This is a genomic window from Rahnella perminowiae, assembly GCF_019049755.1.
In the GTDB taxonomy this organism is placed as follows: Bacteria; Pseudomonadota; Gammaproteobacteria; order Enterobacterales; family Enterobacteriaceae; genus Rahnella; species Rahnella perminowiae.
The window spans coordinates 35,560-47,146 of the sequence record NZ_JAFMOS010000638.1; the positions used below are offsets into that span (position 1 = coordinate 35,560).

General features: G+C 52.7%; 14 protein-coding genes. 4 read left to right on the forward strand and 10 right to left on the reverse strand.

Annotated elements, in window-relative coordinates:
* Positions 1-31: 31 nt before the first annotated feature.
* The 5 genes from J1785_RS24540 to J1785_RS24560 are packed head-to-tail and all read right to left on the reverse strand — an operon-like array spanning position 32 to position 2,562.
* Positions 32-679, reverse strand: a complete 648-nt coding sequence (locus tag J1785_RS24540; RefSeq protein WP_129954740.1) for a DUF4310 family protein — start codon at positions 677-679, stop codon at positions 32-34.
* A gap of 12 nt (positions 680-691) precedes the next feature.
* On the reverse strand, positions 692-1,468 hold the full coding sequence (locus tag J1785_RS24545) for a DUF4311 domain-containing protein (protein ID WP_129954741.1): 777 nt from the start codon (positions 1,466-1,468) through the stop codon (positions 692-694).
* A 32-nt stretch (positions 1,469-1,500) separates the two neighbouring features.
* Complete coding sequence (locus tag J1785_RS24550) at positions 1,501-1,800, reverse strand: DUF4312 family protein (RefSeq protein ID WP_129954742.1); 300 nt, start codon at positions 1,798-1,800, stop codon at positions 1,501-1,503.
* Positions 1,800-2,165: an SFCGS family glycine-rich protein gene (locus J1785_RS24555; RefSeq protein WP_120508349.1), complete on the reverse strand. Its 366-nt coding sequence runs from the start codon at positions 2,163-2,165 to the stop codon at positions 1,800-1,802. The genes J1785_RS24550 and J1785_RS24555 overlap by 1 nt, the downstream gene beginning before the upstream one ends.
* Before the next feature lie 46 nt (positions 2,166-2,211).
* Positions 2,212-2,562 (reverse strand): PRD domain-containing protein, encoded by a 351-nt coding sequence (locus tag J1785_RS24560; protein ID WP_129954743.1) that lies wholly within the window; start codon positions 2,560-2,562, stop codon positions 2,212-2,214.
* A gap of 399 nt (positions 2,563-2,961) precedes the next feature.
* Between J1785_RS24560 and rnk the strand changes: the two genes are divergently transcribed.
* Entirely contained in the window at positions 2,962-3,372 is a 411-nt protein-coding gene (gene rnk, locus J1785_RS24565) for a nucleoside diphosphate kinase regulator (protein ID WP_015698907.1), read from the forward strand.
* 498 nt (positions 3,373-3,870) lie between these two features.
* Here rnk and cybC read toward each other — a convergent pair whose 3' ends face one another.
* Positions 3,871-4,257: a cytochrome b562 gene (cybC, locus tag J1785_RS24570; protein ID WP_129954744.1), complete on the reverse strand. Its 387-nt coding sequence runs from the start codon at positions 4,255-4,257 to the stop codon at positions 3,871-3,873.
* A gap of 146 nt (positions 4,258-4,403) precedes the next feature.
* Complete coding sequence (gene pmbA / locus J1785_RS24575) at positions 4,404-5,744, reverse strand: metalloprotease PmbA (RefSeq protein ID WP_217138162.1); 1,341 nt, start codon at positions 5,742-5,744, stop codon at positions 4,404-4,406.
* Between the two features lie 226 nt (positions 5,745-5,970).
* On the opposite strand from pmbA, the gene yjgA reads away from it, so the two are divergent.
* Positions 5,971-6,522 carry a ribosome biogenesis factor YjgA gene (gene yjgA / locus J1785_RS24580; RefSeq protein ID WP_129954746.1) on the forward strand — a complete coding sequence of 184 codons (552 nt, stop codon included), beginning with the start codon at positions 5,971-5,973 and terminating at the stop codon, positions 6,520-6,522.
* A gap of 52 nt (positions 6,523-6,574) precedes the next feature.
* Here yjgA and J1785_RS24585 read toward each other — a convergent pair whose 3' ends face one another.
* The 3 genes from J1785_RS24585 to J1785_RS24595 form a co-directional block, all read right to left on the reverse strand.
* Positions 6,575-6,868: a barstar family protein gene (locus J1785_RS24585; RefSeq protein ID WP_129954857.1), complete on the reverse strand. Its 294-nt coding sequence runs from the start codon at positions 6,866-6,868 to the stop codon at positions 6,575-6,577.
* Positions 6,869-6,873: 5 nt separating this feature from the next.
* Positions 6,874-7,323, reverse strand: coding sequence for a ribonuclease domain-containing protein (locus J1785_RS24590; protein WP_217220945.1), 450 nt, complete (start codon positions 7,321-7,323; stop codon positions 6,874-6,876).
* A 76-nt stretch (positions 7,324-7,399) separates the two neighbouring features.
* The gene (locus J1785_RS24595; RefSeq protein WP_129954748.1) at positions 7,400-8,860 is read right to left on the reverse strand and encodes an NAD-dependent succinate-semialdehyde dehydrogenase; all 1,461 of its coding nucleotides are present in this window, start codon (positions 8,858-8,860) and stop codon (positions 7,400-7,402) included.
* Positions 8,861-9,273: 413 nt separating this feature from the next.
* On the opposite strand from J1785_RS24595, the gene J1785_RS24600 reads away from it, so the two are divergent.
* Together J1785_RS24600 and J1785_RS24605 are read left to right on the forward strand one after the other, a co-directional pair.
* Positions 9,274-10,872: an APC family permease gene (locus tag J1785_RS24600; RefSeq protein WP_129954749.1), complete on the forward strand. Its 1,599-nt coding sequence runs from the start codon at positions 9,274-9,276 to the stop codon at positions 10,870-10,872.
* Between the two features lie 92 nt (positions 10,873-10,964).
* On the forward strand, positions 10,965-11,546 hold the full coding sequence (locus J1785_RS24605) for a DapH/DapD/GlmU-related protein (RefSeq protein WP_129954750.1): 582 nt from the start codon (positions 10,965-10,967) through the stop codon (positions 11,544-11,546).
* The last annotated feature ends 41 nt before the right edge of the window (positions 11,547-11,587 follow it).

Here is an 11,587-nt window from a genome sequence, read left to right on the forward strand (position 1 = left end):
ACGCCCGTTTACCGCTGATCCGCTGCTGTTGCTACAGTGAAACAGGGAAGATAGCGCCCAGCACCATCGCACCGAGAATGGCACCACCGGTAATCGGCTTCTGCCACAAATAGAAACCCAGCGCACCCATCAGCGAGCCCAGACCGATAGGAATCGATGCCGCCATTGCTGACAGGATAATCAGCGGCCCGAGGAAACGGCCCGAGGCGTTACCCGCGCCCATCATGACGTCAGCACCGTAGGTTGAATTGCTCTGATTGATGGTAAATTTACGCGCCAGAATGATGATGTATCCCACGGCTAACCCGAGGATCAGGCCGGTCACCAGTGAGGCCGCGAAGTTCGCCACCGGAAAGATGATCCCGGCGCCGAGCAACAGTGCCGGAACGCCCAGGCCGATACCGGTCTGGATCGCGCCGCCGATATCGAGAATACCGACCAGCGAGCCTTCGATGATGCGGGCAAACAGGAAACTGGCACCGAAAGCCGCCACTGCGCCGTACACGCCGGTGTCCATGCCGGAACGTAGCATCGACACAAAGGCCACTTCGTTAAACGCGCCGATGCCGTACAGGTAATACATATGTGTCCCGGCGAAAACGCCGGAAGACAGCAGTCCGACAAAGATCGGGAACGACCACTCGGCGTACCAGAAACCACGTTTGGCTTGTTCTTCCATTGTCATGCTCCCTTACTTACCGCTGAGTGAATTGTGAATGCCGTTCAGCCATGTCGGGACGTCCAGCATGAATGACTGCAACAGCTTGACGTCGAACCCGCGGAAGAAGCCGCTGAGGACAAACAGCGCGATAATCGCCGCCATCATCACTTTGGTGACGTGGTTCCAGCCGCTTTCTTCAACACCTTTACCAATCAGAATACCCAGCACCAGACCCGGCACGGCGTTACCCATGATCATCTGCGCCATACCGCCAAAAATGGTGGCCCAGAAACCGGAACGACGCCCTGCATCGATTGCCGCCAGCCAGAAAATTACCGGCATCACGGTGTTTACCAACAGGTTAGCCGCAGGTACCAGCACTTTAATTGCCGTAACCTGTAACGCTGCAGGTACCGCAGAGGCGGTAGTGTTGAGGAAGGCGACCACAATCATGCCGATGATGCCGCCCGCAATTGCCATCTTGCGCGGGTCGTGCAGGGTTTCAGCCACATTGCGGTTTTTGAACATCAGGGCGGCGGTTGCCCAGTGAGGAATAATGCGGTGGTCAACGTCCTGAGTGAAAGAACCTGCCGCCACGGAAGAAGCCCAGGCGTTGAAGAAGAAGCCGAGACCAAAGGAGAAATGTGAAGCCGGATCGCCTTCACAGGAGTTTAATTCCCCAAGCGTACGAAAAGCCCCCATTCCCTGCACTGTGGGTGCATGAAACATACGTGCGGCACCCGCACCTACGCCCACACCGACCAGTCCGCCGATAATAAGCGACTTAAATAAAATAATTAAAAACATCAGTATATCCTTGTCATTTATAGCTAACGTTTTTATTTCGTGACAAAAACTACCTGTTCCGTATTAATAACAGTCAGGTTGACGGTAATGTCTAACGCCACGTAATAACTCTTTCTTTCCCTGGCCAGAAAAAAGAACAGAAACTTTTCCCTTTTGACTGATTCTTCTGCCTTTATTATCTTGACGTCCTGCGGTTCAATGCGTAGCAAGACATTATTGGCAGATGACTTGAGAACCGTTCTCTGAACCTGACTCAGTGCGGAAGAAAAGGCGGCAGCCTTATTTTCGCCTTTTCCTTCAACCCGGACCGTCGTGGTTAATTGTTGCTTCATTACGCCTGACCATACTTCTTGTTATAAGCTTCAACCAGACGCTGCCCCAGTTCTTCTTTATCCATAAAGCCGAACCCTAATACCAGACAGCCTTCGTTAATTGCCGTAACTCCTTCATCCACGGAGCGCATCCCATATTTAGCTTTATATCCGTATTTGTTTTGTGCGGTAATCGCACCCGCACCGCCACTGCCGCAGAAAGAAATACCTAAGCTGGCACCCTCTGCTTTCATCACATCGCCGAGTTTCATATCTGCTGCCATGCCAGGGACAACAATGGCTTTTCCACCCGCTGCTTCCACGCCTGCTGCCACTTTCTGGCCTTTCCCTAAACGGTCGCCGATCACCACTAATACTTGTCCCATGTTTCACATCTCCGGATTAATTAATTCGCTAAATTTTCGGTAAAATTTATTCAGGCTCATTATCTCTTGCGACTTCGAAATGCACCGAGAGTAAATACGCCTCCTCAATCGGTAAATTTCCAAACCAGCTGACCACTTCCTCTGCCATTTGCATGGACTCGGCAGAAATTTCATCAAATAAATCTTTCTCGACATCAGGTAACGGCTCGCCGGTAATAGAGCGTAATACCATGGCTTTAACGTGTGACGTTAACATCTGCAACTGAACATCTGTGGTGTAGATATTCTTTGCACTTTGCATCGCCTGAATATCCTTTAATACTTGCTCTGTTATCGCCGCCGCATCATTCAATCCAATCCGCCCGACCCCGTTCACAGATGCGCTTGCGTTATTCACTCGCGATTACCTCTCTCCTTGTCTGACTCACTATTTCCAGCCGTTTATTTTGTCTGTCTTTACCCTAACCCCGCGTACATTTCCTGTGTAGAGGGTCTTTTTCCAGTTCGAAGTGGAAATACGATGCGCTGAGCAGATCTCATTCGCAAAACGAAAAGTTAAGTCGCCATATCACTGAATATTGCGGCATGTAGCAGCGTATTTCGCTGGTAATCGGAATTTTCGCAATACGGATTAATTCCCACACAATGCTTTCATTTCCGCCTGAGAATGCCTAGTATCAAAGAACACATGCAAATTACCGACACCCCCGCGCTTACCCGCGGGGGTGTTGTTTTTTGCCGACCGGCACCCCACCCGCATGAGGCGGGTGATGCAAAAGGAACCACGGAGAATGTTATGAGTAAACCGACACTGATCATCAACGAACTTGACGCAGAACGCCTGGATACACTGCTGGCACAACCGGCCTTTGCCAACAGCCCGGTGGCCGATGCACTGAACGAAGAGTTAGATCGCGCAGAGATTTTGCCGCCTGAGCAAATTCCGGCCGATGTGGTCACGATGAACAGCAAGGTACGCTTTACAGAAGGTAAAGACGGCGAAGAACACATCCGCACGCTGGTGTATCCGGCAGCATTGCAGGACAGCAACGAGCAATTATCGGTGATGGCTCCGCTCGGTGCTGCGCTGCTGGGGCTGCGCGTGGGCGAAAGCATTACGTGGGAAATGCCCAATGGTGCTGAGAGTGACATTACCGTGCTGGAGTTGTTGTTTCAGCCGGAGGCAGCGGGAGAGCTGAGACGTTAAGGGTTTTCTTTTGCAGAAGCCGCTGCAATGGCGGCTTTACTTAAGAATGAGAAAATTTCGGTTTCTCATATGCAGAAGCCGCTGCACTGCTTTACTAAAGACCGAGAACATTTCGGTTTCTCATATGCAGAAGCCGCTGCACTGCTTTACTAAAGACCGAGAACATTTCGGTTTCTCACCTGCGGTGATCGCTTAACGCGCAGCGCCGAAACCGCCCAAGAGGGAGAAGTGCTTACTCCCTCTTGGATCTCCCTCCGCTTTTTTACTGCGCGCTGTCGCTGGCGGCTATGTTTCAGGTAACGCGGAGACAGGCTGGAAATCTGAAACATAGCCAGCGAGCGAAGCGCGCAGTTTAAGACGTGGAGATTCCAAAGAGGGCTCGTCTTAGCCCTCTTTGGTCGGTTTCGGCGCGAAAGACCGAGCGATCACCGCGATTAAAAAACCGAAACTTTCACCGCCCTCAGCATTGAGAATGCCGCTCAGACACCGGCCATCTGCTTACTTAAACTTCTTGTGGTTCTCATTCCTTGTGGCTTTAAACCCTTCCGCTTCCTTCTTCGCTTCATCAATCTTTCCGGCTTTCGCCAGTTCTGACGCCTTATCAATCTGCCCGATCAGCGTATCCAGCCCTTTGTGATAATCCTGTATTTCAGGGCTGTCAGGGGCTTTACCTTTCAGTTTTGGTGGCGTCGCTTTTTTCGCGTCTTCGGCAGCCGCTTTCATGTTTGCCAGACCCGTGGTCAGCTCGGCCTGATCGTTGGTTTTCAAAACCTTGCCGTAGTTATCAGCAATGGTGTCCATGTCCGTTTCTAAATCTGCTGCCAGTGCTGCCGTGCTGCTTCCGAGCAGGGCTATCACCGCTAACGCCATCAGTTGTTTACGCATGATTTTCTCTCTGTTGTTATTTATTTGTTAGATAAAACGACATTACTTGTAAGGCTTTATAAAAATAAGCTGAGAGAGAGAAAAACGGCATGAATTTTTTGTAAAGAATTAAAGCAGCGATCGGGCGACCGCTGCTTCAGGAAGGGTTATTCGCCAGCGATTTTCATTGCGGGTAACAGCACGGAACCACACTGGATATTGCTGCGAGTCTCGATATCGCTACCAATCGCGACCATGTTGCGCCACATATCTTTCAGATTACCGGCAATAGTGATTTCGCTTACCGGATACTGAATTTCGCCATTCTCGACCCAGAAACCGGCCGCGCCACGGGAGTAATCGCCGGTGACGCCGCTGACGCCCTGCCCCATCAGTTCTGTGACGACCAGGCCTTTGTCGAGTTTACGTAGCATTCCTGCGAAATCATCACCCTGACCGGCAATGCGCCAGTTGTGGATGCCGCCCGCGTGACCGGTGGTTTGCAGGCCGAGTTTACGGGCGGAATAACAGGTCATCAGCCAGTTTTGCAGCACGCCGTCTTTGACGATATCACGACGCTCGGTGCGCACACCTTCGCTGTCGAAGGGCGTGGAAGCCAGTCCCTGCAACAGGTGCGGATGTTCTTCAATGGTCAGCCAGTCCGGCAGAATTTGCTTGCCGAGGCTGTCGAGCAGGAAAGACGATTTACGGTAAATGCTGCCGCCGCTGATCGCGCCCACCAGATGCCCGAACAGACCCGTCGCCACTTCGGAAGCGAACAATACCGGTGCCTGCATGGTCGGTAATTTGCGCGGAGCCAGACGTGACAAGGTGCGGCGGGCGCACTCGGTGCCGACCCACTCAGGGTCTTTCAGATCACTCATTTTGCGGGCGATGGAATACGCATAGTCGCGCTCCATGTCACCTTCGTGTTCAGCAATCACTGAGGCGGAAATGGAATGACGCGTTGAGCAATAGCTCTGCAACATGCCGTGGCTGTTGCCGAAAACACGGATACCGTAATGGCTGTTGAAACTGCCGCCTTCGGTATTGGTGATGCGCTTATCAGCCTGCAAAGCCGCCTGTTCAGCACGGGCGGCCAGCTCGATACAGCGATCCGGATCCAACTCTTCCGGGTGGAATAAATCCAAATCCGGCGCATCAAATGCCAGCATCTCTTTATCCGCCACACCCGCGAACGGATCCGGCGAAGTATAACGGGCAATATCCAGCGCTGCCTGCACGGTGCGGGAAATGGCATCCGGGCTTAAATCAGTAGAAGACGCGCTGCCTTTACGGTTCTGATAATAAACGGTAATCCCCAGTGCGCCGTCGCTGTTGAATTCAACATTTTCGACCTCGCCAAAACGGGTGCTGACGCCGATACCGGTGGTTTTGCTGACCGCAACTTCGGCGGCATCTGAACCCGCTTTCGCCAGTTCCAGCGCCTGAGATACGGCCTGTTCCAGGGTTTTACGCTGCTGCGCAACTTGATTGACTACATTCATCGGCATGCCATCGCTTATGAGATTAAGAGGTTGTTCTACACGGGTATTCAGAAACTAATATCTTTGAGTCTAACAGAGACTCGCCATAATTTCGCATTCACACCGGCGTTGTTATGCCCAAAGTTGCAACAGAACATGGATGTATGCGGCATAACCCTGCATAATGCCGCCGAAGCAATAAAGCACAATCAAACTGACAGGATTACCTCGTTAAGAGGAAGCGCCCATGACAAAGAAAATTGACGACTGGCACGATGACGTTCCCGAAACCAACGAGAACGACGATGATGATGAAATCATCTGGGTCAGTAAAAGTGAAATCAAACGTGACGCCGAGGCGCTGAAAGATCTCGGTGCGGAAATGGTTGAGCTGGGTAAAAACTCGCTGGACAAACTGCCGCTGGACGACGATCTGCGTGCAGCCATCGACTTAGCGCAGAAGATCAAGAAAGAAGGCCGTCGCCGCCAGTTACAACTGATCGGTAAAATGCTGCGTTCACGTGATGTTGAACCGATCCAGACGGCGCTGGATAAGCTGAAAAACCGCCATAACCAGCAGGTTTCACTGTTCCATAAACTGGAAATGCTGCGAGATCGTCTGGTCGAAGAAGGTGATGATGCGATCCCGCCGGTTTTGGAATTGTATCCGGAAGCCGACCGCCAGCAACTGCGTGCGCTGATCCGTAACGCGCAGAAAGAAAAAGCCGCAAACAAGCCGCCGAAATCTTACCGCCAGATTTTCCAGTATCTGCGCGAACTGGCTGAAGGTCAGGAATAAAAAAACAAAAGCCCGCCTTTTTACTTAACCGAAAATGGCGGGTTTTTTCTTTTCAGCCTTTGGCCTTTGCGACCGGTTTCTCCAGTAAGTTCAGCCGCAGCTCGCCTTCCAGTTCTTCTTCCGCTTCTTCAAACAACAGAATCAATGCGCCGAAACGACGTTTACGGCTGGCATTCAGATTAATGAAATCTATCTCAACCGGCAGTGTTATTCCGCCCGTCACCTCATCCCAGAGTGCATCCAGATTCGCACCAAAGCTGTCGGTCAGTTCAAGCTGACGGACGAACTCACGGTAGAATGCGGGTAAATCCGGGATGTGATTAAAATCGAAGCTCATTTTATTCATCGACATTACTCCACCCGAACGAAGTTCTGATAATGGTCTTTACTGACATAAATCAGCCCGTCGCTGGCAAACAACACCCGGTCTGCCCCGCGACGCCCGCAGCGATAGTTAATATCCGCTTCATGCCACACCCTTTTATACGCCGAAGGCAAACGCCCTTCCCGGTTTGAGAACCGGTCACCGCCAATCGCTTTACCGGGTAATATCTCACATAAATTCCCGGCACGGGCATCCCAGCCCGCTTCGCGTGCCTTTTTCTTGGTGATGTAATTTTCAGGCAATTGATGATTCTGGCGCAAATAGCCGATCACTGTTTGCTCATCGGTACCCGGGACTATTGTGCCCTGATTATATGTCGCTTTAGCGACAACCTGCCCCGCGATACCGCACAGCGCAAAAACCACGGCGGCTGCCATCACCAGAGTGCGCGAACGCAGCCCGTTAAATGCCTTCATTGACGTCCTTTGTATTAAGCCGAATGAATATGTTCCTGTTTATTGTTTCTTAAAAAACAGCTTCTGGAAAGCTGACTTAAAGGTTCCCTAAATGCAGCGTTTTCACCTGCAAATATTCTTCCAGTCCCAGCACCGAACCTTCACGTCCCAGGCCGGATTCTTTTACGCCACCAAAAGGCGCGGCTTCGTTGGAAATCGCGCATTCGTTAATGCCGATCATCCCGCTTTCTATGGCATCCGCGACACGGAAAATACGTTGCAGATTCTGGCTGTAGAAATACGCCGCCAGCCCGAAAGGCGTATCGTTGGCGCGCTTAATCACTTCTTCTTCCGTTTTGAAACGGAAACAGGCCGCCAGCGGGCCGAAGGTTTCTTCATGCGCCACTTTCATGTCATCGGTAACATCAATAATCACTGTCGGCTGGAAGAAGTTACCACCGAGTTTGTGCCGCTGACCGCCCTCCATCAGGCGTGCGCCTTTCTCCAGCGCGTCCCTGACGTGTTCTTCGACTTTCTCCAGCCCCTTGATATTGATCAGTGGCCCGACAATCACACCTTCGTCCATGCCGTTGCCGACTTTCAGTTTGCGCACTTCTTCCACCAGCCGTGAGGTAAATGCCTCGTACACCCCGTCCTGCACGTAAATGCGGTTGATACATACACAGACCTGACCGGAATTGCGGAATTTACAGGTGATCGCGCCCTGCACGGCCGCCTCAATGTCGGCATCGTCAAACACGATATAGGGGGCATTACCGCCCAGTTCCATTGACACTTTCTTCATGGTGTCGGCGCTGTTGCGTACTAATGTTTTGCCGATTTCCGTCGAGCCGGTAAAGGAGACTTTACGTACCGCGTCGCTGGTCATAATCACTTCACTGATAGCACCGGTGTCACCGGCCACGCCGTTGATTACACCGTCCGGTACGCCCGCATCCTGTGCCAGTTGCAACAAAGCAAATGCAGACAGCGGAGTGTTACTGGCCGGTTTGATGAGACCGGTACAACCTGCCGCCAGCGCCGGTCCCAGTTTGCGGGTCAGCATCGCCAGCGGGAAATTCCATGGCGTGATTGCCGCCACCACGCCGACGGGTTCGCGTGTCGCCAGGATGCGTGAGCCGGATTTGGCCGGAGGAATGATTTCGCCGTTGGCACGTTTGGCCTCTTCGCTGAACCATTGCAGATAGCTTGCAGCGTAATCGACTTCACCCAATGCCTCTTTCAGCGGCTTGCCCTGCTCGGCAACCATCAGTTCACCCAGGAATTGTTTATTTTCCAGCATCAGTTCATACCAGCGATGCAAGATTTCAGAACGCGCTTTCGCTGTGGTTTTACGCCATTGTGGAAAAGCGTCGCTGGCCGCCTTCACTGCAGCTTCCGTTTCCGCCTTTCCGGCCTTTGCCACTTTGGCGACCACCTCGCCGGTTGCCGGATCCAGCACATCGAAGGTGTCTTTGGCCTCAAGCCATTTACCGCCAGCAAAATAGCCGGTCTTAAATAAAGGATGTGCGGAGAGTTTTTCAATCTGGGCAGACATAAGGGATCCTCCTGATTTATGCCATTCAAAACGGAATATGGCAGTAAGTATAGACGCTAAAAACCGGGACGAGGTCACAAGGCGTTTAGCGTTCTGTGCTTGTAACATTCAGTTACACCGGGCTTTTCTGCTGAGATTGTGGAAAATATCCGCATAACCCTGATGTTTTTCCTGCCCCACGCAGGTGCACCGCGTGACCTCTGCGCGATCTTTTTGCGCCATCAGATAGCATGCAAACCATAAGCACTGTGTATTTACGCCCGCCACGGTGCTGTGTGGCGAAAATCACATTACTGGCATGGTTCATGCTCAATACCCTCTGACCGCGCAATCCCGGCGCGGGTGCTAATTCCCTTTTTTGGCAGTGAAGATTTCTGCCGTCTACCCAACTCTTCAACCCTAAAGAGGATCCTATGACTCAGGGGACTTTGAAAAAAAAATTAGGCCTGGTGGATCTGACCTTGCTTGGTGTCGGATCCATGATCGGTTCAGGATGGCTCTATGCGGCACTCACCAGTTCCGGCTATGCGGGTGGTTTAACCGGCTGGGCCTGGTTGCTGGGCGCCGTGATGGTGCTGTTGATCGGGCTGGTATTCGCCGAGCTTTCAGCGGCTATTCCGCGGGCGGGTGGTTTTGTACGCTATCCGAATTACACCCATGGGAATGTGGTTGGTTTTGTGATCGGTGTAAGTTCCTTACTGGCGTATACCAGCACGGCGGGCGTGGAGGTGGAAGCTGTGCGGCAATATGCCATGTACTGGTGGCCCGCGTTAGGTCAGTCCGACGGCAGCCCGACCCGCCTCGGCTTTGTGATGCAAATCGTTCTCCTGGTGTGTTTCTTCCTGCTTAACTACTGGAGCGTCAGTTTCTTCGGGCGCATCAACACCATCATCACGACGTTCAAATTCATTGTGCCGCTGATGGTGATCGTCACCTTATTTGGCTATTTCCACGGCGGCAACCTGAGCGTGCCAGGTACCGCACCGGGGGGGATCCACGGTATATTCTCCTCCCTGACCGGCGCAGGAATTGTGTTTGCGTATCTCGGATTCCGCCAGGCGGTGGATTTCGCCAGTGAGGCGAAAAACCCGCAGCGCAATATCCCGATCGCCATCATGCTGGCTATCGGCATCAGTTTTGTTATCTACATTCTGTTGCAGTTCGCCTTTATGGGTGCGGTACCAACCGACATTCTCAGCGCACACGGCTGGGTGGGGCTGAAAACTATCTTCCAGTCGCCGTATGCCGATCTGGCCCGCAGCCTGGGCATAACATGGCTGATCAACCTGATCCTGATTGATGCAGTGATTTCACCGGCAGGTACCGGAAATATCTATCTCGCCGGGGCTTCCCGCGTGCTGTTTGCCTGGGCAAAGAATGGTCATCTGTTTTCGATTTTCGCCAAGGTCGATCCGAAATCTGGCGTACCACGCGGCGCCCTCTGGCTGTCGCTGATACTGGCGATTGCGTGGACGTTGCCGTCTGAGTTTCAGGTCTGGGGCGGGCTGATTGGTGCCGTCACTTCCGCCACCGTGTTTACCTATATGCCCGGCCCGGTCAATGCCGGTGTTATGCGCTCACGGTTGCCCGATTTGCCGCGTCCGTTCCGACTGCCGGTTTTCGCCCTGCTCAGCCCGCTGGCATTTGTCGCCAGTACCCTGCTGATTTACTGGAGCGGCTGGTCAGTGAATGAGCTGCTGATCCCGATACTGGTGATTGCCTGGGTGGCGTATGTGTTGTTTGGTAAGAAAGATCAGCATTTCAAACGTGATGTCCGGAGCGCATGGTGGTTGCTGGCGTATTACGTCGCCATTTTCATTCTCTCTTATTTCGGGACTTACGGTGGCACCGGCACCATTTCAAGCCCGCTGGATATGGTGCTGGTGGTTATCGCGACGCTGGTTTGCTATTACTGGGGTGTGGCTTCCGGACATGAAAAACTGGAAATCCCGCCGGATATGGAGGAAGAAGACCCGCCCGTCAGCCCGCGACGCGAGACCCGTGTCGCATAGTTGACTCAATGAAATTGTCGCGCGTTCACATTTCTTTTTCCGGTCAGTAGACTGCGGTTTTACCCCGTAAATTTCTGATGAGGGAACAGGATATGTCAACGCGCGAAAAGATGAATATGGGCGAGCTGTATACAGACATGGGCGAAGGATTGCCGGAGGAACGTCGCGCCGGAAAAGAGCGCGTGTATGATTTTAACCTCACGCGACCGTCCGAAGAGGCAAAGCGCCTGGATTTGCTCAAAAGCATTATGGGCAGTCTGGGCAAATCCTGCTGGATAGAGCCGCCCTTGCATGTCGCGTATGGCTCGCATATTCATATCGGCAATCACTTTTACGCCAACTTCAATCTCACGGTGGTGGATGACGCCACGGTGACGATTGGCGATAACGTGATGATCGCGCCAAATGTGACCCTCGCCACGGCAGGTCATCCTATCGACCCTGAAATCCGCATCACCGGACAGCAATTCTCCCTGCCCATCATCATCGAAGATAACGTCTGGCTGGGCACTGGCGTGATGGTGAATCCGGGTGTGACCATTGGCCGGAACAGCGTGATTGGCGCGGGCAGCGTGGTCACGAAGTCCATTCCAGCCGATGTGGTTGCAGCAGGTGTGCCGTGCCGGGTGATACGCCCGATCACCGCAGCTGATCGCGAAACGTTTTTAAGATAATGAGACCCGAAAGTAGAAAAGGCCGGTGCATTCATTTATGC